Source organism: Candidatus Micropelagos thuwalensis (genome assembly GCF_000469155.1).
Classification (GTDB): Bacteria; Pseudomonadota; Alphaproteobacteria; order RS24; family RS24; genus Micropelagius; species Micropelagius thuwalensis.
Map to the genome: position 1 here is coordinate 411,991 of NZ_AWXE01000001.1, position 24,228 is coordinate 436,218.

A 24,228-nucleotide genomic window follows, 5' to 3' on the forward strand; every position below is an offset into this window, starting at 1 on the left:
AATGTCTACCGCAGAAACATTAAATAACGATTTTCGTCTGGAAAACTTTTTTGTCGGAGATTTCGTATCAGACGGCATAATTGTAAAGCCCAATGGGAAATTAATCAGGCGCTTTAAAGTCGAGGGGCAATCAAATTTTAAAAAAGGAACGCTAACCCTCAACGAAAAATTCACTTATGACGATGGCGAAGTTGATAAGCGTGTATGGCAAATCTTATGTTTGCCGGATGGGTCATACGAAGGTTATACAACCGACCTTGTTGGGCCACCGCCCCGTAACCACCCGACTGAAAACCTTTTTAGTTGGTCTTACCGCCTGAAATTGCCAGTTAAAAATATCCCCGTAACGTTGCGATTCACGGATATGATGCATTTTCATAATAATGCAATCAGCAATGTGGCAACCATCAGCAAATTCAGCTTGCCGGTACTAAAAATATTCCAGACATTCAATAAAGTATAATTAGCGAGAGAGTAACCGCACAAATAATTGGCGTGGTAAAAAGGTCAGAAGCCTTAGCCAGAACGTAAATCGTTTTGGGAATGTGATGCGCGTATGATTTTTTTCAAGCCCATCTACCATAGCCTTAGCAGCCTTAGTGACATCCATTAAAGCAGGCATATGAAAGGTGTTTTTTTGTGTCGCTGGCGTATCAATAAAGCCTGGAGCGACCATATTCACGCTTAAACCATACTTCGCAAGGTCAACAGCCATGGCCTCCCCCATATTAAGAAGAGCCGCTTTTGTAGAACCATAAGCAGCAGAGGTTGGCAAACCGTTATAGCCCGCCACAGAAGATACCAGCACGATTTGACCTTTCTTACGAGCAATCATGAAAGGATATGCTGCGGCAATCATATTGACTGTGCCAGTTAAATTCACATCAAAACTTTCATCAAAAACAGACACGTCAAATTCAGGAAAATGCGTCGGTAAATAGATACCCGCATTCGCAATAATCATCGCCAATGAACCAATTTCAGTTTCAATTTTCTGCGCTGTTTGTGACATTCCCTCACGGTCAGTCACATCGCATTCAAAGGCATTAATGTTTTGGTGCAAGGCGGCAATCTTATCGAGTTTTTTACTGCTACGCGCTGATATTGCGACCTTCCAGCCCCGTTCAGCCATTTCCATAGCCACAGCCGCACCAATACCCGAACTTGCACCTGATATCCAAACAACCCCGTCAGAAGGCTGCATGGCTGATAATTTTCGATTATTCAAATGGGTTTTCCTTCAACAAAATATCAGAGGCATAGTGCCATTTCTTTTTTGGAGGGATTTTTTCACTGCTGCATATTTCGTATATGGCATCGCGCTTCTTTCTGAAAGCACCACCGACCCATGCTCCTTGGCGAGTGTAATAGGCATCCCCCTTAGCAAAACTATATGTGAGGACATCCTTCATCTCACCTAAAACATTAAGCTGTTTAAGCCCTAAAAATGTAGTTTCAACCTCAATAGGGTCGCCATTCTGATGATTGACCAGTTCCTTCTTCGTGAGTGACTCGGGGTTCCAAAAAGTTGCAGGCATTAAGGCTTTATCAATGACACCACTAAATTTACTGCCTTCAACAACGAGCCCCTCTTTACGCAAAACACCTTTTGCAAAGCGCTTTTTATCCTGTTCTTTGGTCTCCGTTATAAAAGCCACCAGCCGCCCATCTTCCCAGTATTCAACTGCATCATGACGGAAATCAGCAACCTTAATAAAGCCTAGCTTCACAATAATTTCAAAATGGGTTTTAACGACGAGATTATTTCCACCTGGAAAAAACTCCATGTGATGAAAGCCGACGGCATTACCTTTATATTTAATAAGAAAAGATTTAGTGCCTTCTGGTGGGACAGCCGCCCGCCAATCCTGTGCAGGATACTCAAAAGCTATTGAGCTACTCTCTGCGTAAGAAGGAGGTATTAATGATAGCTGAATAAAAGCTAGAGCAAGGATGCTAAGATATAAAATCCTTGAGAACACGCCCAAACCTGTCTTTAAATTTTAATGAGCCAGACGTGACGGCTAAACATAAGCATACTTCGTCACCTACGGCCTTTGGACGGTGTTCTACCTTACCATCAGCGATTGCGAGATCACCTCGGCTGTAAATTTCGCCACCATCAATAAATGCACCTCTCAGCACAAGCGTGGCCTCAATGCCTTCATGCGCGTGACGCGGTGCAGATTTACCAGGCTGTATTCTTAAGAGACGAATATCGCTGGAAGACTCTGCGGCTTTAATTTTTGATGATTTAACACCAGGATAAGAGAAAGACCATTTTAGATCATCGACATCTGAAGACAAAGCGCGACGAAGAGGTAATGGCAAATCTATATCTGAACAAGAAACGATTTCATCAACTGGTTCTGGTTCTTCGGCAACCAACTCAACGATAGTGTCATTGTCAAGCATATCCATAAGTGAATGAACACTATCTTCAGACATTCCCACTGGATCTTCACTATCAATAAATGAAGCATTGAGGTTATCAGCGAAATCAAGTTTTTTGCGTGCTTCAGGCTCCAGTGTCAGATAACTGGCGACAAGAATACTCATCGGCGCATCAAGAGTGCCTGCCGAATATTGTAGTAATAATGTGTCTATGTCTGCTGACATTTAAAAATCCGAGTTAAGTACACGTTTCAAATAATAACTTTAATACGATATATATTTCATTTTGGTTCACAGACAAACTTAAAAGATGAGCTCTTGCGTGTTTATTCCAGTCCCATTAAGTAAAAAAGGATGAAGGAGACCCAAAAATGACCATCCATCACAATATGATTGATGCTATTGGCAATACACCGTTAATAAAACTAAAAAAAGCGTCAGAACTCACAGGATGCAACATCCTTGGAAAAGCCGAATTTATGAATCCTGGTCAGTCCGTAAAAGATCGCGCTGCCCTGCAAATTATCCGCGATGCAGAAGCTAAAGGTCAATTAAAGCCAGGCGGAACAATTGTAGAGGGTACTGCTGGAAATACAGGCATTGGTATAGCTCTCGTCGCCAACGCGCTGGGATATAACTCCGTCATAGTTATCCCTGAAACCCAAAGTCAGGAAAAGAAAGATATGCTGTGTTTATGTGGGGCAGAACTGATTGAAGTCCCCGCTGTCCCTTATAAAGACGATAATAATTACGTTAAATATTCTGGTCGTCTGGCAGAGAAACTCGCTTCTGAAAGCGAAAATGGAGCCATATGGGCCAACCAATTCGATAATACAGCCAACCGAGATGCCCATATCATGACAACCGGCCCGGAAGTCTGGTCTCAGACCGAAGGAAAAGTTGATGGCTTTACCTGCGCCATCGGAACCGGCGGCACATTGGCCGGAACCGGCATGTTTCTGAAGGAAAAAAATAACGATATTCAAATCGCAGCAGCAGACCCGATGGGTGCAGCCATGTATCATTGGTACAAACATGGTGAATTAAAATCTGAAGGCACTTCTATCACCGAAGGTATTGGACAGGGCCGCGTCACGGCAAATCTTGTGGATGCGCCAATTGATGATGCCTACCAAATTTCAGATGAAGAAGCTTTGCCAATTGTATTTGATTTATTGAAGCATGAAGGCTTATGCCTTGGCGGATCAAGCGGTATTAATATCGCCGGTGCTATGCGCATGGCTGAAAATTTAGGGCCAGGCCACACAATTGTAACCATTCTTTGCGATTACGGCACACGTTATCAAAGCAAATTGTTCAATGCTGCGTTTTTAAAAGAGAAAAACCTCCCCTGCCCTGAATGGTTGTAAGTGAGTAAGTTTAAGAAAGTGACTTTGTGAATGGCGCGTGAAGATAGAATTACTGCAGATGTAACCATGTTGGAGATGCTTTCACCGCCAAAGCTTAATCTTACATGGCCTATCAGTGGGCTCGCCTTCATTGAAACCCCAGAACCCGAAATCAAACAATACCGCGCCATATACCATGCCGTCGGGGATAATCATTTTTGGGTAAACAGAAAGCGATTGACGGATGGGCAATTGGGCGCGCTTCTTTACCATCCGGAAAATTATGTTACCCAGCTTTGGAAAGATAACGAATGTATCGGTTTTACCGAATATCACGCACGGCATTTCCCTCAAATGGAAATTGTTTTTGTCGGGCTTGTAGCGTCTGAAACGGGGAAGGGCCTCGGGCGGGCTATGCTATCTCACACCTTACAAAAAATATGGAACCGCAACCCCACACGTGTGATTATCGAAACAAATACATTAGATCACCCGTCAGCCCTGCCATTATACCAAAAAATCGGTTTTAAGCCTTATAAACGCAAAAGAGTGTCGATTAAAACACGCAATAAATTTGAGATAATTTAATCACCGATAATCTGACTTAGAAACATTTTAGTACGATCATTTTGTGGGTTATCAAAAAATGCAGTTGGGGTATTTTCTTCAATAATTTCACCCTCATCCATAAAAATCACACGGTCAGCAACGCGTCGTGCAAATCCCATTTCATGCGTGACACAAAGCATTGTCATGCCCTGCTTAGCCAAATCAACCATAACCTCCAGCACCTCCTTTATCATTTCAGGATCAAGCGCTGATGTCGGCTCATCAAACAACATGATACGCGGCTGCATGCAAAGTGACCTCGCAATAGCTACCCGTTGTTGCTGACCACCAGAGAGCTGCCCGGGATATTTGTCGGCCTGATCGGGAATACGGACACGCTCCAAATATGTCAAAGCAAGCGCTTCAGCTTCGGCGCGCGGTTCGCCCTTCACCCAAACAGGCGCAACAATGCAATTCTCCAGAACAGTCATGTGTGGAAACAAGTTAAATTGCTGGAACACCATGCCAACTTCAGAACGGATGTGGTCAATATTTTTAATCTTGTCATCAAGAGGTATACCGTCAACGATAATTTCTCCACCGTCATGTCTCTCCAGGTGGTTTATACACCTAATTAATGTTGATTTACCTGAGCCAGAGGGGCCGCAAATAACAATCTTTTCACCAGCCACAACAGATAGATTAATGTTTTTGAGAACATGGAATTCTCCAAAATACTTATCCAAATGATTAATCTCGATTATGCGTTTTTCACTCATTTATCTTCTCCTTTGACTGAAAAACGCCGTTCAACCGATTTAGAATAATGTGACATGGCAAAACAAAATACCCAAAAGACAAGCCCCGCAAACACAAATCCAGTAATGGGTACTTGTGGTGATGTCCAATTTGGATCTGTGAAATGAAAACTTATAATACCAAGTAAGTCAAAAATGCCTACAATCATCACCAATGTTGTATCCTTAAACAACCCGATAAATGTATTAACGATACCCGGAATTGATATCACCAAAGCCTGCGGCAAGATAATCAACCGCATAGATTTCCAGTAAGACAGACCGATAGACTTAGCCGCCTCATATTGGCCTTTGGGTATCGCCTGAAGTCCGCCCCTTATGACCTCTGCCATATAGGCAGAAGCAAACAAGGATACCCCTATCAGACATCTTAGCAGAGCATCGAAATTCATCCCTTCTGGCAAAAATAGAGGCAACATGACACTCGCCATAAACAAAACAGTAATAAGCGGAACACCGCGCCAAAACTCAATAAATGCAATGGACATAATTCGAATAATGGGAAGTTCTGAGCGTCGTCCAAGTGCCAGCAAAATGCCTAATGGTAAGGAAACAACAATGCCTGTAACCGCAATCACCAATGTCACCAATAAGCCGCCCCATTGATTTGTTTCGACATAACCCAGCCCCAAAACCCTACCAGATAAAAGAATAAAGGTCAGAACCGGATAAACAGTCAGCATCACTATAGCGAGCTGTTTTTTGAAACCTACGCGTTCAACCATCAAGAAACCTAAGCCCAACGCGCCAAGTACAAATACAATATTAACCCGCCACTGCTCAGCTTCAGGATAATTGCCGTAAATGAATTGGTTGAATTTTGCAGTAATAAATGGCCAACAAGCGCCATAAGGATTCGACATACAACTGGCTTTATCTGCTCCAAAGAAACTGGCATTAATAAATGCCCACGACACCACGCCGTCTATCGTCACATAAACCAACCAAAAACTAATCAAGCTAAGGAAAGTGTTCATTCGTGTCGCAAAAAGATTTTCGCGCGACCATTTTATAAATTGCTGCATCTACTTCTCCACCAAAGCGACACGCGCATTGTAAATGTTCATCACAAATGAGGTGAACAAGCTTAAGAAGAGATAAATACTCATCGTGACGAAAATAATCTCAACTGCCTGACCGGTTTGGTTCAACGCAGTTCCGGCAAAAACTGATACCAGATCGGGATAAGCAATTGCCGCAGCTAAAGAAGAGTTTTTAGCCAGATTTAGATACTGGCTCGTCAGTGGCGGAATAATAACCCGCATGGCTTGTGGAATGATGACCTTATTCATGGTCACAGAAGTTGGTAGGCCTAAAGCTTTAGCAGCTTCGAACTGCCCTTTTGAAACTGATAAAATCCCAGCCCTAACAATCTCGGCAATAAAAGATGCCGTATAAAGGGAAAGCGCGATGAGTAAGGCTACAAATTCGGGCGTGAAGCTCAAGCCTCCCCGGAAGTTAAACCCCCTCAATGCAGGGAGGTTAGCCTCAAAGGGGACACCCCATAAGCTGAGATACCCGCCAAGACACACCCCACCAATAATGAAATAATTCCGAACATAGGCCCTGTTCCGCCCAGTCAATTCACGCATTTTTCGTGCTTCACGAGCAACTAAAAACCACCCTCCAAAAAACAAGCCAATCGCCCAAAGCAAAAACCCACCGCCCGGTAATGTTGTGAACCAAGGGAGATAAAGCCCGCGATTATTGAGAAAAAAGACTTCCCATAAAGCTAAGCTTTTTCTGGGATGGGGAAGAATTTCAATCAACAACACATACCAGAAAAGAATTTGTATTAATAAAGGCAGGTTTCTGAATATCTCAACATAAAGAAATGCCAGCTTTGACACCAACCAGTTATCTGATAAGCGCGCAAGCCCCACCATAAATCCGATTACGGTGGCGAAAAAAATCCCTAATACTGACACTATCGCTGTGTTTAAAAGCCCGACAAGCAAAAGACGCTGATAGCTGGATGTTTCATCATAGGCAATGAGCTTTTGATTGATATCAAAGCCAGTATTGTTATCAAGAAAGCCAAAACCTGTGGCCACATTCTGACGCGCTAGATTGGCAATCGTGTTGTCTACAAGCCACCAGACAAGCCCCAAAAAGGCGGCAACCATGAGTATCTGGACAGTAAGATTACGACCATTCTGGCTAGACCATAATGAAGAGATTATTTTCATACTATCTGATGGGTGGAGCAAATTGGAGACCGCCATCGGTCCATAAAGCATTTAAACCGCGTTTAATTTTGAGTTCGGAGCCAGCACCAAGATTGCGGTTAAAACTTTCACCATAATTACCTACTTTACGGATAATGCGTGTCGCCCAGTCGTTATCAAGACCGAGGCTTTCCCCAAATGACCCTTCTACACCCAGCAAGCGCCGAATTGACGGATTGGGACTCTCCTTCATTTGATTAACATTTTGCGAATTAACGCCGAACTCTTCTGCATTCAACATGGCATAATGCACCCAGCGCACAACATCCGCCCATACTTCATCCCCCTGTCGGACAGCAGGAGATAACGGCTCTTTTGAAATCACTTCATTCAAAACAATATGCGCATCGGGTTCAATTAAACGTTGACGTTGAGCATAAAGACCCGATTGATCCGTCGTATAGGCATCACAACGCCCAGCATCATAAGCGGCGACGGCTTCTTCAGATTTTTCAAACGAGCTAATATCATATTCCATCCCATTACTTCTGAAATAATCAGCAACATTTAGCTCTGTTGTCGTTCCGGCATTTGCACAGATAGATGCACCATCAAGCTCACTTAATCTGGTAACGCCAATATCCTTCCGGACAATAAAACCTTGCCCGTCATAATAATTTGCGCCGATAAACTGAATTCCCAGCGCTGTATCCCGGTGCATTGTCCAGGTCGTGTTACGTGCCAGCAAATCAATTTCACCTGATTGCAGTGCTGTAAATCTCACTTTTGCAGAAAGGGGAACGAATTTAATGGCCTCGGCATCCCCTAAAACCGCAACAGCCACAGCTCTACAAAAATCTGCATCAAGACCATGCCATCTACCTTTATCGTCAGGCGCAGAAAACCCAGGCAACCCTTGTGTAACGCCGCATATAAGCACATTGCGTTTTTTGACGAGATCGAGCGTTCCCTCTGCTTTTGCAGGTGTAAAGATTGCCAATACAGGCAATAATAAAAACGTTAAAAACACGCCTGCTTTCGGATATCCGATATGTGGCCACTTTAAAAAATTCATGATCTTCTTCTTTCTCAAAATCAAAGGTAATTGTAGAGTAATAAATTCTAACATTAATAAACAGGCAAAACCTAGCCACAAAGCCCAGTATTTGAGGTTTCAAATGAGATTTATAAAAATTTTACGGGGATTTTAAATTGAAAGACAAAAGCGAAAAGAAACCCTCTACTCTTCTGACGCATAGTGGACGCGCCGGAGCCGCACATTTTGGCGCCGTAAACCCACCTGTCTATCATGCCTCTACAATTTTATTCGACAGCTATGCAGATATTATCAATAACCGGGGGGATTACACCTATGGCAGGCGTGGTACCCCCACCACAAGAGCACTTGAAGATGTTATCTCCGGCCTCGAGAATGCTGATGGCACGCTTCTCCTTCCAAGTGGATTAGCAGCATGTACGTTGACACTTCTAGCCTTATGCAAACAGGGCGATCATGTTCTTGTGCCGGATAATGCCTATGAGTCTACCCGATCTTTTAGCCAGAAAATCCTCCCTGACTTTGGTATTGATACAGAGATTTATGACCCGACGGTTAGTGACATATCTCCTCTAATACGCGACAATACAGCGCTTATTTTTCTCGAAAGCCCCGGATCACAGACTTTTGAAGTCATGGATCTGCAGATGATAATAAAAATTGCACGGGAAAAAAATATTCTAACAGCGATGGATAACACTTGGGCGTCGCCTCTATTTTGTAAGCCGCTAGACATGGGTATTGATGTCTCCATCCAGTCGGCTACCAAATATGTGTCCGGTCATGCTGACTGCCTGCTTGGCTATGTGTCGGCACGCAAAGAAATTTATAACCGCCTTAAAAGAACGTATGGCCTTATGGGACTATGCGTCGGGCCGGATGATGTCGCCATGACGCTCCGCGGTGTAAGGACATTAGATGTCAGATTAAAAAGGCATCAAGAAAGCGCCCTAACGATTGCGCGATGGCTTGAACAAAAAGAACAAGTTAAGTATGTGCATCACCCCGCACTGGAAAGCCATCCGCAACATGATTTATGGAAACGCGACTTCATAGGCTCTGGCGGACTTTTTGCGATTGAACTTCACCCATGTAGTGAAACACAAATCGCCGCTATGCTGGATGACATGTCTTTATTTGGTATGGGCTATAGTTGGGGCGGCTATGAAAGCCTCATGATACCTGTCGTCTTATTGCGTCAATTAGGGCCAGAAAGAGGCCCCCTCCTCCGCCTTCATATTGGCCTTGAGGATGTTGAAGATTTACTTGAAGATTTAGCTGAAGGTTTTAAAAGATTTGATAATGCCAGTGCATAGTTAAATAACCGGATAGATTCAAATGAGCAAGATTGTCGGAATTATTGCAGATACGGGAAAACTTTACGGCAATCGGGTCTTCTTTTCCGGAGAACGATATCTGCAAGCCTTAACAGAATTAACGGATCTCCAACCAATTCTCATTCCCCCATTAGGGGTTAATATTATGCCCCTCCTCGATAAGCTTGATGGGGTGATGCTTACCGGTAATGTGTCGAATGTTCACCCTTCCCAATACGGTCAGGCTGAGACGGAAAAACATCCACCCTATGATGAAGACCGCGATAGCACCGCCATACCCTATCTTGAAAAAATCATTGAACATGAAATTCCTTTGATTGCGATATGTCGCGGTTTTCAAGAATTGAATGTTGCCTATGGGGGAACACTTCATCCTGCTATTCACGAAATTGACGGCAGGCTGGATCATAGACGCATCAAAACCGATGATGAGGCTATACGTTATGCACCACGTCATAGTGTTAAACTCACCGAAGGGGGGCTGTTTAAAAGCTGGGTCGGGACAGATGAAATAATGGTGAACAGTCTGCACTTTCAAGGTGTCGAGAAGCTTGGTGACGGATTAACCATTGAAGCGGTTGCAGCAGACGGTACTGTGGAGGGCTTCACGGTTAAAAATGCTAAAGGCTTTACCGCAGCAGTCCAATGGCACCCAGAATATGAGCCGGCGACCAATGCGTTTTCCAAGTGTTTTTACGAGGCTTTTGCGGAAGCAGTCTTTGCGCGATAATGGTGACCCCGGCAGGACTTGAACCTGCAACCTACGGATTAGAAGTCCGTCGCTCTATCCAGTTGAGCTACGGGGCCAAAATATTAATCGTCAATGCGTCCAGGAAATTTGCCGGTCATAGCTGAAATTTTCAGCGTATGATTTGCTGACTTTCTTCCTTGAATGTGGTTTCAACACTCGGTAGGCAATGCCATTATTTTCAGCATATGCTTTGGCTTCATCAAGCGTTTCAAAACGGAGTTTAACTTGAGTTTTAGTCTCAGACACACTGTTCCAACCCATTAGCGGGTCTTTAGATCGCGCGGTTTCGGCATCAAATTCAAGCATCCAGCTTTTGGTCTTCGCCATACCGGACTGCATTGCTGTTTTGCCGGGTTGATAAATTTTTGCAGACATAATCACCTCTTGGGCAATATATCGCCAAAGTCACAAGAATTATCAACTGAAATTTTAAATGCTGGGCACAATGGGCACATCAACGAAGGCCACACCGCATGACACCATGGATAGAACCAGTATTAAAAGTATAAAAACATGACGTATCATAGCATTGCCCTTCACAATATAGCGAAGCGCACAAGACGCGATTCCTGTGACAGAATAATGAAAATTATTAGAACCCAAGGATATTAAAAAGGTTTATTAAGAAACGCTTTCTTCAAGGACGCCCGCTTTTTTTAACTCATCATCAATTTGTCTCGTCACCCAGCAATAGAACATGCGGAAGTCACTAATGAGCGACCAGAAAGGATAATCGAAAGTAGCAGGTTTATTTTTCTCAATAGTGAGATGACTGAACCAAGCAAAACCATAACCAACAACAGGCACGAACCAGAGATAAAAATAATTACCGGTCATCATCGCTGTGAAAATAATTCCTACCAAGCAGATAACACCAAAATAATGGTAACCACGTGTGGCCGGTTGTGCATGCTCCTGCAGATAATATGGCCAAAATTCAGAATAAGTTTTAATTGGCTTAGACATAACCAAAACCTATCATTCAATAACCCCGCACGCAATGCGTTTACCCGCTGCACCGGAAGGTTGGCTGATATAATCATCGCCGCCTGCGTGAATAATAAGCGTACCTGGAGGCGGGGTATTTGGCGACAAAATCAACCCGTGAATGAAGTTCTCAATTTTAAGCTTGCCTGTTTTACCGACATGTATGTTCGGCATGTCACCAAGGTGGTATTCAGTCCCACTGAAAAAACCATGTGGTTTATCCTTTGGATTGTAATGCCCCCCTGCCGCATTAAAACTGTCAGCACAACTCGGATTCGCGTGAAGATGAAAAGCATGTTGTCCGACCGGCATGTTCTCTAATGTGGCAGACACAAGCAGGCCACCCGGCGCGGGGGTCAGTTTAAAACCACCTCTTAGCTCCCCCTCGGGCGATAATAAAGTACCGCTGAGAGTTGACTCATTGGCAAACGTACCTGAACTAAAAATGACAAAAATAAAGGTAGCGTAGGTAAATATTCGGAGCATAATTTTCACTCCCTATTCTCAAGATCCTTCAAACGTTTACTTAAATCTGAAATCTTCATAATCATCCAGACTTGAGTGGCGATGAACAAGACGACAAAAAACAAAGCAATAATCAATCCCATTATTTCTCTCACTCCAGATTACTGATAGTAAATTTAATCTAGACTAATATCATAGCAAGCTAAAATAGAATTTGCTGGGAGTTTGCTTTATTTGAAATGAAGTATCAAAAATTTTTAAAACGTTTTTTATTTCGACGACGATGGCTCGTTTTATCAAACGCATATCTCATAAAAGTCGGAATATCGCGGCGCATCATAGCGTGACGGCTTAAAATTTTACCATTCCCTCGTATCAGGTCAGGCTTAGGCTTATCCAAAATATAAGATGCCAAAATAGAGTGGATGTTATGATCTTCAATAACGCGCCGCCTGGCTTCTATAATAGCATCCAGTCTTTTTTCATATTCATTATTTGCGATGGCTTGCCGGATTATATCTACCGAAACCTCAACATCATTAATATCCAATTCAATAAAACTTTCTGGAGGAAAGTACTCGGACACATTCGGACAACCAAAATAAAATGGGAGGCAATACCCCAGATAAGCATCCGAAAGTTTTTCTGTCCAATGGTGGGGGGCGACATGATTTTCAATCGCTATTTGATAGCGATAGCCATCTGTTCCTTCAGCCTTATGTTCAACAAATTTCAAATTGCGTCCAAATAAATCCACCTGATTACCGAGCCTATCAGCCAGAGCCTGCATAAAACTGGCGCGCAGGTGATGCATCGTATGCTTTTGCGCCTTAAAAGACATAAACATGGAAAGATCGGCTGTTTTATCTGGCGGGGTTAAATGTGCCCTAACATGTTCCATGGTGCCGTAATACCAGACACCTACCGGCGGAACAAAATGTCTATTTGGATGTTTAAGGATTTCAGGCTCATGACTCGTCAGCACAGAACCAAACTGGTTAACATAATCCCAACCGTAAAACTTCACGGATGATGGCTCATAGGTCAGTAATATTGTCTGGCTTTGTGGACACGCTAACTCCTCGACACGTAAACTGAAACGTTCTCCATCATGTCCTGGCAAATCATCGCAAACAACGAACCAGTCATAATCCCTCGCATCCCAATCCAGAATCCATTCAATATCATCATGACTAAATTCAGGTTCTGCCAGAAGTTTAAAGGCTCTGGGATATTTGGAAACCAGCTTAATGCGAATCTTATTTGGCATAGCAAAGCAGTAAAAACTTTAAGCATTGAATTTGTGAAATTTAAATGGTCGGGGCTGCAGGATTCGAACCTGCGACCCCCTGGTCCCAAACCAGGTGCGCTACCAGACTGCGCCAAGCCCCGACAACTTCTGGTTCAAATACCTTTTCAACAATGAATTATCAAGTAAATTAAAAAAAACATTAAAAAATTTTTCATTTAATAGGCTATTTGTTAATTTAACGGCCACAAAAAACCGCTGAAGGAATGAATATTTCTCTTCAGCGGCAAAAAAGTTAAAGTGTTTTTTCTTAATTTAATGTTAATGGAACATTATCAAAAAGGTGCTTATTGACATAAAGATGTACGACTATACTTGCAGCGTAACCAAGTGCAATCGCCCATGTCCACTTCAAATGACCAAAGAATGTGTATATGCCTCGCGCTTGGCCCATAAGTGCAACACCCGCCGCTGAACCAATAGAAAGCATTGAGCCCCCAACACCTGCTGTCAGCGTTGCAAGCAACCATTGGCCCTCATCCATAGCTGGAAACATTGTAAGAACTGCGAACATTACCGGTATGTTATCTACAATAGCTGATAATATACCAACAAGTACGTTAGCCGTAGTTGCACCTAAATCACCATACATATATTCAGAGGCTAAATTTAAATAACCAAATGTTGCTAGACCTCCAACACAAAGTAGAACCCCGTAGAAGAATAGAAGAGTATCCCATTCAGCTTTCCCTATTATCTCGAAAAAATCGAATTTTTTTCCGTCACTAAATTTTTCACCCGAAGATTTCAAATAGAAACTGAAAAATCCGAGAACTCCAAGACCAGTCATCATACCAAAAGTTGGCGGGATATGGAAAAATTGATGACCAGAAACCGTGAAAGCTATTGTGCCAAGAAATAAAAATACTACAGGAATGCCACCCTTTTTAATTACAACATTATCTGACACAGCAGCAGGCTGTTGGTCAGGAACGGCGAAATACATAATTGCTGCTGGTACAATGTAATTTACAACTGAAGGAATAAAAATCTGGAAGAAACCAAAGAAATCAATAACTCCTTTCTGCCATACCATGAGAGTAGTAATATCACCGAAAGGACTAAATGCACCACCTGCATTTGCAGCAACAACTATGTTGATACATGCAAGTGCAACGAACTTTGTATGCCCAACTCCCACAGCCATAACAACCGCACACATTAGCAATGCTGTTGTCAAATTGTCTGCAATCGGAGAGATGAAAAAGGAAAGAACACCTGTAATCAGGAAAACTTTTTTGAAGCTGAAATTACGTGCCACCAGCCAAGCTCGAAGATACTCAAACACATTCCGTTCTGTCATAGTATTTATAAAAGTCATCGCAACCAGTAGGAACATGAAAAGTTCTGCAAATTCTAAAAATACGTGTCTAAATGCTCCTTGGGTTTCGTGGGTATCATAACCACTTTGGTTAACCGCTAAACCTACAAGAAGCCAAATAATACCTGCTGCTAACATTACAGGCTTAGATTTACGAAGGTGGGTTACCTCCTCTAGCATTACAAGCACGTAAGCAACCGTAAATACACAAATTGATGAAATCGCAAAAGTAGATGTAGTCATTTTTAGATTAAGCACACCACCATCAGCTGCGTGAACTGGAAATGACATAAAAGCCATAAGAAGAATGGCCGGAAGTCCATAGAAGAATTTTGGCATTATACCCTCAGATAATTGGAAGAATTCAAAAGCAAACCAACAATACCAACACCACGCACACAAATACAGCAAAATCGGGAGTAAAAAATGTTAATTATTTTCAATTAATGAATCGAAAATTTCATTAATTTCGATATTCAAAACCAAATCTGCAAAACCATCAAGATCGGTTGGCTCACGATTGATAATGACAAATCTTGCGCCGTTTTCCTTAGCAAGAAGTGGGAATCCAGCGGCTGGAAAAACTTTTAAAGAAGATCCGACAGCAATAAACAGGTCACAGGCGAGACTTGCTTCTTCAGCGGCCTGCATCGCCTCGGGTGGCATAGATTGACCGAAGGAAACTGTCGCAGATTTAATATACCCACCGCATTCACAAACAGGCGCCAGATTATCCTTTTTAAACTGCTCTTTGATGAGATTTATCTGGTATTTTTTTTCGCAATTTAAGCATTTCGCAAAAGTTCCATTACCATGTAGTTCAATGACTTGGTCATCTGAAAGGCCAGAATTTTGGTGAAGATTATCAATATTTTGAGTTATGACTTTGCTCACCTTGCCTACATCCATCAATTCAGAGATTGCATAATGGGCTTTGTTAGGCTCGGGTTTACCAATTTCTTGATCCAGAAGAACTTTGCGTCGCCAAGTTTCTACACGCATCTCATCGGACGCCATGAAATCACGAAAATCTATTGGCGCTAATCTGCTCCATAAGCCGCCTGGGCTTCGAAAATCCGGAATACCCGAGTCTGTGCTGATACCAGCACCCGTAAAAACGACCGTATATGCAGAGTCATTTATCCAATTTTTCAGCTCTTCCATTAACACTCCTCAGCCCATACTATATTTGACATGATGCATTATTCTGCAAAGATTTAATTATTAAGGTAGTTCATATTATTTGGTCTGGAATACATGAAAAAATTAAAAGAAATTATATTCTCGGTTTTATCGTTACGAGTCGCTTTCTTGTTTGGCTTAGTGAGCCTCATTCATGTTTATTCAGCGTATGCTCAAATGCAACAATCAACAAATATCAAAACCAAAAAACCCAGCATTTATAACAGCCCTTATTGGGAGGGCTTTAAATTAAAGCATGCAGATAAATGCGAAGAAGCATTGGAAAAATTAATCCCCCTCGCCCATCAAGGTTATGGCTTTGAGGATGCCCAGCATGCGACCGGTCTCTGTAAGCTCCGCCTCGCGGGTCTAACGGCCTCGCCTGTTACAAAAAAAGAACGACAGGATTTGATACAAGACATCAATTTTAGACAAGGTATCGAATGGATTTTAAGAGCTGCCAATGCTGGCCACTTTAAGGCGCAGGCAAGTTTAGTGTCTCTACATGCGGACAACCTCATACCGCCTAGCGATGGAGCCAGTAACCCGCAAGAGAAGGTGAATGAAAAAACACATGACATGCATGTCAATGGTGCCATGTGGGCACATTTATATCTTACCAATCCCTTAAGGCTTCAAATCGGCGCCCCGATAGTTGAAGAAAAAAAGCTAAAAAAGCTGGAAAATAACATGACAAAAAATCAATGGTTATTAGGAAAAGAATTAGCAAGAAACTGGTTTCCAGTTTATATAAAATAATAGTTTTATTATATAAGCGTAAAGCATTAATAATTCAGAATAATTATCTATAATTAATTTAGAGAAAAACATGAAAAATTATTTCCTTCATACTTTATTGTATGCCCTTATTGTATTTCTTCCTCAACTAACATTAGCTTCTGAAAGAATTGCCTATTTTGGTGGCGGCTGTTTTTGGTGCACCGAAGCAGATTTTGCAAAAATTGCGGGCGTTCAGGATGTCGTTTCAGGATATATGGGCGGGCATGTTGTTAATCCTGCCTACACGGATGTTAGTAAAGGAACGACTGGCCACTATGAAATCGTAAAAGTTGTTTATGATGACAAAAAAGTTAGTTTCGAAAACCTTGTACAGGCATTTTGGCGCATGATTGACCCTACTGATGGCGACGGTTCATTCTGTGATAGAGGTCAACAATATAGCAGTGTAATTTTTTATAATTCAGATCGTCAGAAGTTGGTGTCTACCAAAGCGCTAAAGGCTTTAGATGCGTCAGGGAAATTTTTAAAACCTGTCGCCACAAAGGTTTTGGCGGCTGAAGCCTTTTATCCTGCTGAGGAACATCACCAAAATTACGCTAAAAAAAATCCAATACGTTATAAATTTTATCGGTCAAGATGTGGACGTGACGATTTTATAAATCAACACTGGAAAGGTGATGATAAGGTTTATAGATAGATAAAGGGAAAGGCTGAATTATACCAAGTTAAATAAAATGCTTGGTATGTAAAAAAGTGATGGCACGCCCTAGGGGAATCGAACCCCTCTTTCCAGGTTGAAAACCTGGCGTCCTAACCGATAGACGAAGGGCGCATTACACTGAGTGAGAGGGATATAACTCAGTCAATGCATGATTTCAAGGCATGAATCTCTAAATTGATGCGACGTCTTGAACCATGAACTGCACACCATTTCTCCCGCGCCAATTGTCCGCTTTTAACGTACCCGCCACATGGAGGACACGCGCACCTGATAAAATCATATTTCTCACTGGTTCGTCGACTGAAGCGAAGGCCATCGCAGATAATTTGCCGCCTTGGTCATCACCAAAACGGCAACGCACATGCCCCGCACCAATGATTTCAGCGTGAAGAACATGAACGGCAGGCAACACCATGCGCGGCTCAGGATTGCCGGCACCAAATGGCCCGATTTGAGATATAAGATTATGAAAATCCCTCACAGCGCCGGAAGGACTGACTGCACAGTCAAACATCATTTCTCGTGGGCCGGAAAAGCTCATTTCGCCAAGCTCCTTTGAGAGATAGTTTTCAAAATCTGCCAGTTGATCAATGTGAGTTGTCACCCCTGCAGCCATTGCATGACCGCCGCCAGCGTTAAGGACTTCCGCCAGCACAGCAGCAGATACCAACCGCCCAATATCAACCGTCTTAATAGAGCGCGCGGATCCCTTGCCCGTCCCATCTGCTTCAAGCGCTATCACAAAGGTCGGACGGTTATATTTGTCTTTCAATCTTCCGGCGACAATGCCAATAACACCGGCATGAAACTCACGATGAGACAAAAGAATATATGGCGGCAGACCATTTCGATGGCTGATAATATCTTCGATCATTTTTTCAGCAAGAGACAGATTTTCATCACCAAGACTGCGGCGGTGCGTGTTCAACTCATCCATACGTAAAGCCAAACCTGCAGCCTCATCAGGATTATCTGAAATCAGCAGACGCGTGCCAAGATCACTTTCACCAACCCGACCACCTGCATTAATTCGCGGCCCAAGTTTAAACCCGCAGTCCGACGCTTCAGGCGCGCTTTCCAGATTACACAAATCAATCAAAGCCTTTATGCCGGTATTTTCTCTTCTTGCCATGACACGCAAACCCTGGCTTACCAGCGCCCTATTTAGCCCTTCCAATGGCACAACGTCACACACAGTTCCCAACGCGACCAGATCTGTTAATGCCATTAAATTCGGTTCTTCTTTTAAAGAAAAATATCCCCGATTACGAAGCTCCCGACGCAATCCGACGAGCAGCATGAATGTCACGCCGACTGCTGCCAGATTACCCAGTCCACTTAAATCATCACCACGCCTTGGATTAACCAGTGCAAAGCAATCCGGCAAAGATGTTCCTGTCTGATGGTGATCAGCGACAATCACGTCAACAGAGTGCTCCTTTGCAAAGGTAAGTGCCTCATGCGCCATTGTTCCACAATCAACGGTAACAATCACACCAACCCCATCATCTATGAGAGATTTAAAAGCTGGTACAGTTGGTCCATACCCCTCTGTCATGCGGTTCGGCACATAAAGCATAGGGGTTATGCCAAGCTGACGCATAAATCTGATAAGACAAGCTGCAGAGGTTGCGCCATCAACATCATAATCACCAAATACAACGATTTTTTCGTCATGGATAATTGCATCAGCGAGACGGGAGGCAGCTTTTTCAAGATCCATTAGGACAAAAGGGTCGGGCAAAACGTCGGCAAGATTTGGGTTTAGATAATCGGCAACAATTTCCGATGTTATCCCCCGCTGAGACAGTATCCGGCTAACTGCATCTGGCAAACCGTGCCTTTGAGCAATCGTTAGAGCTAGACGCTCATCGTAAGGCCGCATGACCCATCGTCGTCCGGCTGCAGATTGTTCAACCCCTAGCAGGGTTTCACGCACCGGCTCAGATGTCATTTTCCGTCCTGCGAAAATTTGTCAGTAATGTGATGACGAGCGCGTATCCAGCGTGTTGTTGAAGTTGGTGTTTCACCGAGTGACCGCCTCATGACAAGGCTATCTGTGGTAATCGCACTCTGCTGATAAGAAACACCCTTGACCAGCGACCCGCTTGTGACACCTGTTAGGGAGAGAATAATATCCCCCTTTGCCATGTCATCAACTGAGTATTTTTTATCAAAGTCAGACACACCCATTTGCGCCGCGCGCTCTTTTTGATGCTCACTGTCCGTCACAAGACGGCCTTGCATTTGACCGCCCGTACAGGCCAACGCCGCTGCCGCCAAAACACCTTCCGGTGCTCCACCTGTCCCAATATAGAGGTCAATTCCTGTAGCGGGGTCTGTTGTGTGAATGATGCCCGCCACATCTCCGTCAGAGATGAGGCTTACTTTTGCCCCAGCACTTCGGATACCCTCGAGAATATCCTGATGACGCGGACGGTCTAACACACAAACAGTTATATATTCCGGGCCGACGCCCTTAGCTTTAGCAAGTTCTTTGATGTTTTCTTGCGGCGAAGCATCAAGGTCAATCACACCATCAGGCAACCCACCCCCTACGGCGATTTTCTGCATATATGTATCAGGCGCGTTTAACAGATTATTATGCTCTGCAAGAGCAATAACCGCCAACGCATTGGGCATACCATTGGCCGTAAGGGTTGTGCCCTCAAGAGGGTCAAGAGCAATATCAATTTTTGGCCCCTGCCCTGTGCCGACCTCCTCACCAATATACAACATGGGTGCTTCGTCACGTTCGCCTTCGCCGATAACAATCCTTCCGTCTATGTTCAGACGGTTTAACTCTGTCCGAGTGGCATTTACGGCGGCTTGGTCAGCAGCTTTTTCATCACCACGTCCGATGAGAGGTGCGCAGGCGACAGCGGCGGCCTCAGTTACCCTGACAAGCTCAAGCGAAAGGCTACGATTAATTCCAGAGGTCATACTATATCCTTTTATGTTGGGGTCTCAGACGGATTTATTGAACTACAAACCTAAATTACAGGCATATAATTTACATCTTTGGCTATAACATCAATAGCCTCAAGAGCTACTAACGCATTTTTAATAGCTGATTTTTCACATTTATGGGTGATAAACACAACTGGTCTGTGGTCTTCACCATTTTGCGGCCCTCTTTGCACCGCCTCCTCAATTGATACGTCATGTTCAGCAAGAATTGAGGTGACTTTAGCCATGCTTCCGGGCGCATCTTTAAGATTCAACCTTATATACCATTGCGACGGCATAACCTCTGTCTCGCTTTGTGAAGCAACAAGTTCCGATACTGAGCGTCCGAAAACATGAGGGGTTACGCGCATACCTGATTTCATAAATTGGCTCAGATCGGCAATATCTGCCAGCACTGCTGAGGCCGTCGCTTCACCGCCCGCACCCGGCCCTTGAAGTATGACATCCACCATATCCGTTTCAAACTGCACAGCATTTGTCACACCACTAATTCCAGAGAGAACAGAAGTCTTTCGTACCAGACACGGTTCAACCACCTGAACAACCTCACCAGAAGTGCCTGATATGGATGCGCTGGATGACTCGCTTTTTATCTTTTTTTCAGCCCGTGCTATCAGCCTGATAACCGCCTCAAAACCTTTTGCAAATTCGAAATCTATAGCGGCGACGTCACTTATACCGCGCGTGAGGACATCATTTTCATTTGGTTTCTGACCAAAGGCGATAGCAGACAACAAACTTAGCTTCTGAGCAGCATCAATACCTTCTACATCGAAAGTCGGATCATCTTCTGCATAGCCGAGTTCCTGAGCAATACTCAGTGTCTCTTCATAGCCCGCGCCTTTTGTTTCCATTTCAGTAAGGATGAAATTACATGTTCCATTCAAAATACCGTTAATACGGAAAATATTATTTGCCGCAAGTCCTTCAGATAAAGCCTTGATCACTGGAATACCGCCGGCAACTGCAGCTTCGTATTTCAAAATACAATTATTCTTTTCCGCCAATTCAGCCAGCTCGACACCATGCTTTGCCAAAAGCGCTTTATTCGCCGTTACAATATGTTTTTTGTTTGCCAATGCAGCACGCACCAAATCCAATGCAGTACCATCAGCACCACCAATAAGCTCAACAAGAACATCAACATCATCCTCATCAGCCAAATCAAGCGCGTTTTGAGTCCATTGTGACTCAGGCATCTTAAATCCACGGTCTTTATTGATATCACGCGCTGCAAGACGTGTAATGGTTGTATCCTTAACCGCACCACCAAGCAGTTTGACAACCACACAGGTGCCTACAGTTCCGACACCGGCAATCCCAATCTTCAAAGAGTCCATTTTCTTCTCCAGGGATCAGGCAGCTGAAATCTGATGTTTATCGAGAAACTTTTTCAAGTTTCGTGCGGCCTGACGAATACGTTGCTCGTTTTCAACCAGCGCAATTCTGACGTGCGTATCACCATATTCGCCAAAACCAATGCCGGGCGACACAGCTATATCGGCTTCCTGCAATAAAAGCTTTGAAAACTCAAGCGACCCAAGCTTTTTTAATGGCTCTGGGATTGGTGCCCAAGCAAACATGGTTGCCTCAGGCGCAGGAACATGCCACCCCACCCTGTCAAAGGCGTCAATAAGGACATCACGACGATGCTTGTAAACATCCCGAATTTCCTGAATGACGCTATCAGGGCTATCGAGCGCTGCCGAGGCCGCAACCTGAATGGGTGTAAATGCACCATAATCAAGATATGATTTGATGCGTGTTAGCGCGCCAATTAGGCGTTCATTACCAACAGCAAAGCCCATACGCCAGCCTGGCATGGAATAAGTTTTTGACAGGGATGTAAATTCAACAGCGATATCTTTCGCACCATCAACCTGCAAAATAGACGGCGGCGGGTTATCGGAGTGGTAATATATCTCGGCATAAGCAAGGTCTGAAAGAATTAAAATATCATTTTTTTTACAATAGCTTACGACTTCTTTATAAAAATCCAGATCAACCACTTCAGCAGTTGGATTGCCTGGAAAATTCAAAACCAGAGCCTTGGGGAGCGGCACGGAATTACGAACATTCTGATCCAAAACTTCAAAGAAACCGTCAGGTGTGGACATAGTATCTGGGAGAATTGGCAAATGCTGAATGGTCGCACCAGAAATGATAAAGCCAAAAGCGTGGATTGGATAAGTCGGATTTGGAACCAGAATAACATCGCCTGGGTTAACCATAGCTTGAGCCATATTAGCGAAGCCTTCTTTAGATCCAAGTGTGGCAATAATCTCGGTGTCGGGGTTTAGTTTGACCCCAAAACGACGTTCATAATATCTCGCTTGAGACTGGCGCAAACCCGGAATACCCTTTGAGGCAGAATATCTGTGAGTTTTAGGGTTATTAACAGTCTCCACCAATTTATCGACTATGTGCTTAGGGGTCGGCAAATCCGGGTTTCCCATACCAAAGTCAATAATATCTGCCCCATCTGAACGTGCCTGATATTTGAGCTTGTTTACCTGCTCAAACACATAGGGGGGAAGTCTTTGTATTCTTTGAAAATCTTGAACCATGTGAATTTCTTAATCATCGATAATAATAAGTTTATTATACCTTTAATTGCGGCAAGCTTATGGCAAGTCTACTGCACCACACCAGATAAACCAGGAAAGGCGGGGGTTTTCTTCTGCTGTTGAGTTTGATTTTCCGCCGATGGCTCCTCTTCGTTATTAAGAGGAGGTTCTGAAAGAGGTTTTGTCTCAACCGGCTGAGACGGCTGAGGGGTAATCCCTTCATCTGTTTGCAATGACGGCAATCTGGATAGTGAACCACCCCGCAGGATGAAATCTGAGTGAGCGCGATTTTCAACATCAGCTTTCAAAACATCTGAACGCGCCGCCTTGCTTTGGAAAATATCACTATAAATATCTAGAGGATTCAAGGCACTCGAACACCCCGCAAGCCCGAATGAAATCACAAGCGTTAAAATCAAAAGCTTGGGAAAAAGAAAAAAACCATAGGTTGAAAATATCTTCATTGAGTATTTGTCCAATTCTAAATCATGGGTAAAGCGGTAATTGTGTTAAACCGCTGGTTTCTTCAAATCCGCACATGAGATTCATGTTCTGTATGGCCTGACCGCTAGACCCCTTAACCAAATTATCCAGCGTCGCGACCAATATAACCCTATTCGGTAACCGGTCATCATAAACCCCTACATGACAATAATTTGACCCCCGCACATGACGTGTCGCTGGTGTTTCATCTGCACCGACAATCCTCACAAAAGGTTTATCGTCATAAAATGCGTTCAACAAAGCCCTTACATCATCTGCCTTTGCGCCATTAGTTTTTGCGTAAATAGTAACCAACTCACCCCGATTCATTGGCACCAGATGTGGCGTAAAATTAATCGTCACATTATCTGAACCTGCTGCAAATCCTATTTCTTGTTCAATTTCTGGTGCATGGCGATGATGCGCAATACTGTAAGGTGCAAGCCCTTCAGCAATCTCGCAAAACAGATTGGTTTCCTTCAGGCTCCGTCCAGCTCCTGTTGCCCCTGATTTGGCATCAATTATCAAATCGTCACAGCTCACCTGCCCTAACTTTATAACGGGCAGCAGAGCCGTTAAAACTGCTGTTGGATAGCATCCGGGACAAGCGACTAGGCGCGCTGACATAATGGAATCAGCATAATGCTCACTCAGTCCATAAACAGCCTCAGATAATAAGTCAGGAAAATCATGAGATAGGCCATACCAGTCCTGATAGGTCGTCGCATTTTTAAGCCTGAAATCTGCTGACATATCAATAATCTTTACCGTGTCGGGAATGGACGCAATAAGCTTTTGCGATGTGCCATGCGGCAAACCGCAAATCGCAACATCAACATTGGACCAATCAATCTCGTCAGTGGTTTGTAAAATCTGGGGCGAAACGCCGGAGAATTGAGGATAAATATCGGATAAGTTTTTTCCGGCATGCTGGTGCGCTGTGAGAGCTGTAATATTGGCAAATGGATGCTCAGCCAGCAACCGAATAGCATCAGCGCCGGTATATCCGGAGGATCCAATAATCACAACATTTACAGCCCGTTCCATCAGCTCATCTAA

26 protein-coding genes and 3 tRNA genes are annotated in these 24,228 nt (G+C 43.6%); 7 read left to right on the plus strand and 22 right to left on the minus strand.

Annotation, left to right across the window (positions count from 1 at the left end; translation table 11 throughout):
* The first annotated feature begins 1 nt into the window (after position 1).
* A complete protein-coding gene (locus RS24_RS09635; RefSeq protein ID WP_021776506.1) occupies positions 2 to 463 on the plus strand; it encodes a DUF3833 family protein in 462 nt (153 codons plus the stop codon).
* On the opposite strand, the gene RS24_RS02000 is transcribed toward RS24_RS09635, so the two are convergent.
* Genes RS24_RS02000 through RS24_RS09640 form a run of 3 tightly spaced genes read right to left on the minus strand, consistent with a single transcriptional unit; the run spans position 464 to position 2,619 of the window.
* Entirely contained in the window at positions 464 to 1,228 is a 765-nt protein-coding gene (locus RS24_RS02000) for an SDR family NAD(P)-dependent oxidoreductase (RefSeq protein WP_021776507.1), read from the minus strand. It abuts the gene before it with no gap.
* A complete protein-coding gene (locus tag RS24_RS02005) occupies positions 1,221 to 1,982 on the minus strand; it encodes a DUF6134 family protein (RefSeq protein ID WP_021776508.1) in 762 nt (253 codons plus the stop codon). Before RS24_RS02005 ends, RS24_RS02000 begins: the two co-directional genes overlap by 8 nt.
* The gene (locus tag RS24_RS09640) at positions 1,957 to 2,619 is read right to left on the minus strand and encodes a ChrR family anti-sigma-E factor (protein WP_021776509.1); all 663 of its coding nucleotides are present in this window, start codon (positions 2,617 to 2,619) and stop codon (positions 1,957 to 1,959) included. Before RS24_RS09640 ends, RS24_RS02005 begins: the two co-directional genes overlap by 26 nt.
* Positions 2,620 to 2,765: 146 nt before the next feature.
* Here RS24_RS09640 and RS24_RS02015 point away from each other — a divergent pair, with 146 nt between their 5' ends.
* Together RS24_RS02015 and RS24_RS02020 are read left to right on the plus strand one after the other, a co-directional pair.
* On the plus strand, positions 2,766 to 3,764 hold the full coding sequence (locus RS24_RS02015; RefSeq protein ID WP_021776510.1) for a cysteine synthase A: 999 nt from the start codon (positions 2,766 to 2,768) through the stop codon (positions 3,762 to 3,764).
* Positions 3,765 to 3,794: 30 nt separating this feature from the next.
* Positions 3,795 to 4,331, plus strand: a complete 537-nt coding sequence (locus RS24_RS02020; RefSeq protein WP_021776511.1) for a GNAT family N-acetyltransferase — start codon at positions 3,795 to 3,797, stop codon at positions 4,329 to 4,331.
* Here RS24_RS02020 and RS24_RS02025 read toward each other — a convergent pair.
* Genes RS24_RS02025 through RS24_RS02040 form a run of 4 tightly spaced genes read right to left on the minus strand, consistent with a single transcriptional unit; the run spans position 4,328 to position 8,353 of the window.
* Positions 4,328 to 5,071, minus strand: a complete 744-nt coding sequence (locus RS24_RS02025; protein WP_021776512.1) for an amino acid ABC transporter ATP-binding protein — start codon at positions 5,069 to 5,071, stop codon at positions 4,328 to 4,330. The two genes, RS24_RS02020 and RS24_RS02025, sit on opposite strands and share 4 nt — an antisense overlap.
* A complete protein-coding gene (locus tag RS24_RS02030) occupies positions 5,068 to 6,135 on the minus strand; it encodes an amino acid ABC transporter permease (protein WP_021776513.1) in 1,068 nt (355 codons plus the stop codon). The genes RS24_RS02025 and RS24_RS02030 overlap by 4 nt, the downstream gene beginning before the upstream one ends.
* A complete protein-coding gene (locus tag RS24_RS02035; protein ID WP_108912098.1) occupies positions 6,136 to 7,299 on the minus strand; it encodes an amino acid ABC transporter permease in 1,164 nt (387 codons plus the stop codon).
* A 1-nt stretch (position 7,300) separates the two neighbouring features.
* Complete coding sequence (locus RS24_RS02040) at positions 7,301 to 8,353, minus strand: amino acid ABC transporter substrate-binding protein (RefSeq protein ID WP_021776515.1); 1,053 nt, start codon at positions 8,351 to 8,353, stop codon at positions 7,301 to 7,303.
* Between the two features lie 137 nt (positions 8,354 to 8,490).
* Here RS24_RS02040 and metC point away from each other — a divergent pair, with 137 nt between their 5' ends.
* Positions 8,491 to 9,651 carry a cystathionine beta-lyase gene (gene metC / locus RS24_RS02045; protein ID WP_021776516.1) on the plus strand — a complete coding sequence of 387 codons (1,161 nt, stop codon included), beginning with the start codon at positions 8,491 to 8,493 and terminating at the stop codon, positions 9,649 to 9,651.
* Between the two features lie 22 nt (positions 9,652 to 9,673).
* Positions 9,674 to 10,402 (plus strand): gamma-glutamyl-gamma-aminobutyrate hydrolase family protein, encoded by a 729-nt coding sequence (locus tag RS24_RS02050; protein WP_021776517.1) that lies wholly within the window; start codon positions 9,674 to 9,676, stop codon positions 10,400 to 10,402.
* On the opposite strand, the gene RS24_RS02055 is transcribed toward RS24_RS02050, so the two are convergent.
* The 8 genes from RS24_RS02055 to RS24_RS02090 form a co-directional block, all read right to left on the minus strand.
* Positions 10,403 to 10,479 (minus strand) — tRNA-Arg (locus RS24_RS02055).
* A 13-nt stretch (positions 10,480 to 10,492) separates the two neighbouring features.
* On the minus strand, positions 10,493 to 10,798 hold the full coding sequence (locus RS24_RS02060) for an ETC complex I subunit (RefSeq protein WP_021776518.1): 306 nt from the start codon (positions 10,796 to 10,798) through the stop codon (positions 10,493 to 10,495).
* A 246-nt stretch (positions 10,799 to 11,044) separates the two neighbouring features.
* Positions 11,045 to 11,389, minus strand: coding sequence for an Mpo1-like protein (locus tag RS24_RS02065; protein ID WP_021776519.1), 345 nt, complete (start codon positions 11,387 to 11,389; stop codon positions 11,045 to 11,047).
* Positions 11,390 to 11,401: 12 nt separating this feature from the next.
* Entirely contained in the window at positions 11,402 to 11,896 is a 495-nt protein-coding gene (locus tag RS24_RS02070) for a superoxide dismutase family protein (protein ID WP_021776520.1), read from the minus strand.
* Between the two features lie 226 nt (positions 11,897 to 12,122).
* Positions 12,123 to 13,145, minus strand: a complete 1,023-nt coding sequence (locus RS24_RS02075; RefSeq protein ID WP_021776522.1) for a glycosyltransferase family 10 domain-containing protein — start codon at positions 13,143 to 13,145, stop codon at positions 12,123 to 12,125.
* A 45-nt stretch (positions 13,146 to 13,190) separates the two neighbouring features.
* A tRNA-Pro gene (locus RS24_RS02080) sits at positions 13,191 to 13,267 on the minus strand.
* Between the two features lie 167 nt (positions 13,268 to 13,434).
* On the minus strand, positions 13,435 to 14,844 hold the full coding sequence (nhaD, locus tag RS24_RS02085) for a sodium:proton antiporter NhaD (protein ID WP_021776523.1): 1,410 nt from the start codon (positions 14,842 to 14,844) through the stop codon (positions 13,435 to 13,437).
* A gap of 90 nt (positions 14,845 to 14,934) precedes the next feature.
* On the minus strand, positions 14,935 to 15,669 hold the full coding sequence (locus tag RS24_RS02090) for an SIR2 family NAD-dependent protein deacylase (RefSeq protein ID WP_021776524.1): 735 nt from the start codon (positions 15,667 to 15,669) through the stop codon (positions 14,935 to 14,937).
* Between the two features lie 93 nt (positions 15,670 to 15,762).
* On the opposite strand from RS24_RS02090, the gene RS24_RS02095 reads away from it, so the two are divergent.
* Positions 15,763 to 16,446 (plus strand): hypothetical protein, encoded by a 684-nt coding sequence (locus tag RS24_RS02095; RefSeq protein ID WP_021776525.1) that lies wholly within the window; start codon positions 15,763 to 15,765, stop codon positions 16,444 to 16,446.
* A 70-nt stretch (positions 16,447 to 16,516) separates the two neighbouring features.
* Entirely contained in the window at positions 16,517 to 17,125 is a 609-nt protein-coding gene (gene msrA / locus RS24_RS02100; RefSeq protein ID WP_021776526.1) for a peptide-methionine (S)-S-oxide reductase MsrA, read from the plus strand.
* Positions 17,126 to 17,185: 60 nt separating this feature from the next.
* Here the strand turns inward: msrA and RS24_RS02105 are convergent.
* The 7 genes from RS24_RS02105 to argC all read right to left on the minus strand — a co-directional run bounded on the left by RS24_RS02105 (position 17,186) and on the right by argC (position 24,216).
* A tRNA-Glu gene (locus RS24_RS02105) sits at positions 17,186 to 17,260 on the minus strand.
* 58 nt (positions 17,261 to 17,318) lie between these two features.
* Positions 17,319 to 19,103 (minus strand): single-stranded-DNA-specific exonuclease RecJ, encoded by a 1,785-nt coding sequence (recJ, locus tag RS24_RS02110; protein WP_021776527.1) that lies wholly within the window; start codon positions 19,101 to 19,103, stop codon positions 17,319 to 17,321.
* Entirely contained in the window at positions 19,100 to 20,092 is a 993-nt protein-coding gene (gene glpX, locus RS24_RS02115; RefSeq protein WP_021776528.1) for a class II fructose-bisphosphatase, read from the minus strand. The genes recJ and glpX overlap by 4 nt, the downstream gene beginning before the upstream one ends.
* A gap of 50 nt (positions 20,093 to 20,142) precedes the next feature.
* The gene (locus RS24_RS02120) at positions 20,143 to 21,459 is read right to left on the minus strand and encodes a homoserine dehydrogenase (protein ID WP_021776529.1); all 1,317 of its coding nucleotides are present in this window, start codon (positions 21,457 to 21,459) and stop codon (positions 20,143 to 20,145) included.
* Positions 21,460 to 21,474: 15 nt separating this feature from the next.
* Entirely contained in the window at positions 21,475 to 22,686 is a 1,212-nt protein-coding gene (locus RS24_RS02125; RefSeq protein ID WP_021776530.1) for an LL-diaminopimelate aminotransferase, read from the minus strand.
* A 68-nt stretch (positions 22,687 to 22,754) separates the two neighbouring features.
* Positions 22,755 to 23,150, minus strand: coding sequence for a hypothetical protein (locus RS24_RS02130; protein ID WP_021776531.1), 396 nt, complete (start codon positions 23,148 to 23,150; stop codon positions 22,755 to 22,757).
* A 22-nt stretch (positions 23,151 to 23,172) separates the two neighbouring features.
* Positions 23,173 to 24,216: an N-acetyl-gamma-glutamyl-phosphate reductase gene (gene argC, locus RS24_RS02135; protein ID WP_021776532.1), complete on the minus strand. Its 1,044-nt coding sequence runs from the start codon at positions 24,214 to 24,216 to the stop codon at positions 23,173 to 23,175.
* Positions 24,217 to 24,228 lie beyond the last annotated feature (12 nt).

Coding starts and splice junctions, on each gene's coding strand:
- RS24_RS02030 (WP_021776513.1), bottom strand. CDS start 6,135: ATGCAGCAATTTATAAAATGGTCGCGCGAAAATCTTTTTGCGACACGA.
- RS24_RS02065 (WP_021776519.1), bottom strand. CDS start 11,389: ATGTCTAAGCCAATTAAAACTTATTCTGAATTTTGGCCATATTATCTG.
- RS24_RS02075 (WP_021776522.1), bottom strand. CDS start 13,145: ATGCCAAATAAGATTCGCATTAAGCTGGTTTCCAAATATCCCAGAGCC.
- RS24_RS02070 (WP_021776520.1), bottom strand. CDS start 11,896: ATGCTCCGAATATTTACCTACGCTACCTTTATTTTTGTCATTTTTAGT.
- RS24_RS09635 (WP_021776506.1), top strand. CDS start 2: ATGTCTACCGCAGAAACATTAAATAACGATTTTCGTCTGGAAAACTTT.
- RS24_RS02130 (WP_021776531.1), bottom strand. CDS start 23,150: ATGAAGATATTTTCAACCTATGGTTTTTTTCTTTTTCCCAAGCTTTTG.
- nhaD (WP_021776523.1), bottom strand. CDS start 14,844: ATGCCAAAATTCTTCTATGGACTTCCGGCCATTCTTCTTATGGCTTTT.
- recJ (WP_021776527.1), bottom strand. CDS start 19,103: ATGACATCTGAGCCGGTGCGTGAAACCCTGCTAGGGGTTGAACAATCT.
- RS24_RS02035 (WP_108912098.1), bottom strand. CDS start 7,299: ATGAAAATAATCTCTTCATTATGGTCTAGCCAGAATGGTCGTAATCTT.
- RS24_RS02020 (WP_021776511.1), top strand. CDS start 3,795: ATGGCGCGTGAAGATAGAATTACTGCAGATGTAACCATGTTGGAGATG.
- RS24_RS09640 (WP_021776509.1), bottom strand. CDS start 2,619: ATGTCAGCAGACATAGACACATTATTACTACAATATTCGGCAGGCACT.
- RS24_RS02090 (WP_021776524.1), bottom strand. CDS start 15,669: ATGGAAGAGCTGAAAAATTGGATAAATGACTCTGCATATACGGTCGTT.
- RS24_RS02015 (WP_021776510.1), top strand. CDS start 2,766: ATGACCATCCATCACAATATGATTGATGCTATTGGCAATACACCGTTA.
- RS24_RS02125 (WP_021776530.1), bottom strand. CDS start 22,686: ATGGTTCAAGATTTTCAAAGAATACAAAGACTTCCCCCCTATGTGTTT.
- RS24_RS02060 (WP_021776518.1), bottom strand. CDS start 10,798: ATGTCTGCAAAAATTTATCAACCCGGCAAAACAGCAATGCAGTCCGGT.
- RS24_RS02050 (WP_021776517.1), top strand. CDS start 9,674: ATGAGCAAGATTGTCGGAATTATTGCAGATACGGGAAAACTTTACGGC.
- argC (WP_021776532.1), bottom strand. CDS start 24,216: ATGGAACGGGCTGTAAATGTTGTGATTATTGGATCCTCCGGATATACC.
- RS24_RS02120 (WP_021776529.1), bottom strand. CDS start 21,459: ATGGACTCTTTGAAGATTGGGATTGCCGGTGTCGGAACTGTAGGCACC.
- RS24_RS02095 (WP_021776525.1), top strand. CDS start 15,763: ATGAAAAAATTAAAAGAAATTATATTCTCGGTTTTATCGTTACGAGTC.
- RS24_RS02025 (WP_021776512.1), bottom strand. CDS start 5,071: ATGAGTGAAAAACGCATAATCGAGATTAATCATTTGGATAAGTATTTT.
- msrA (WP_021776526.1), top strand. CDS start 16,517: ATGAAAAATTATTTCCTTCATACTTTATTGTATGCCCTTATTGTATTT.
- RS24_RS02040 (WP_021776515.1), bottom strand. CDS start 8,353: ATGAATTTTTTAAAGTGGCCACATATCGGATATCCGAAAGCAGGCGTG.
- glpX (WP_021776528.1), bottom strand. CDS start 20,092: ATGACCTCTGGAATTAATCGTAGCCTTTCGCTTGAGCTTGTCAGGGTA.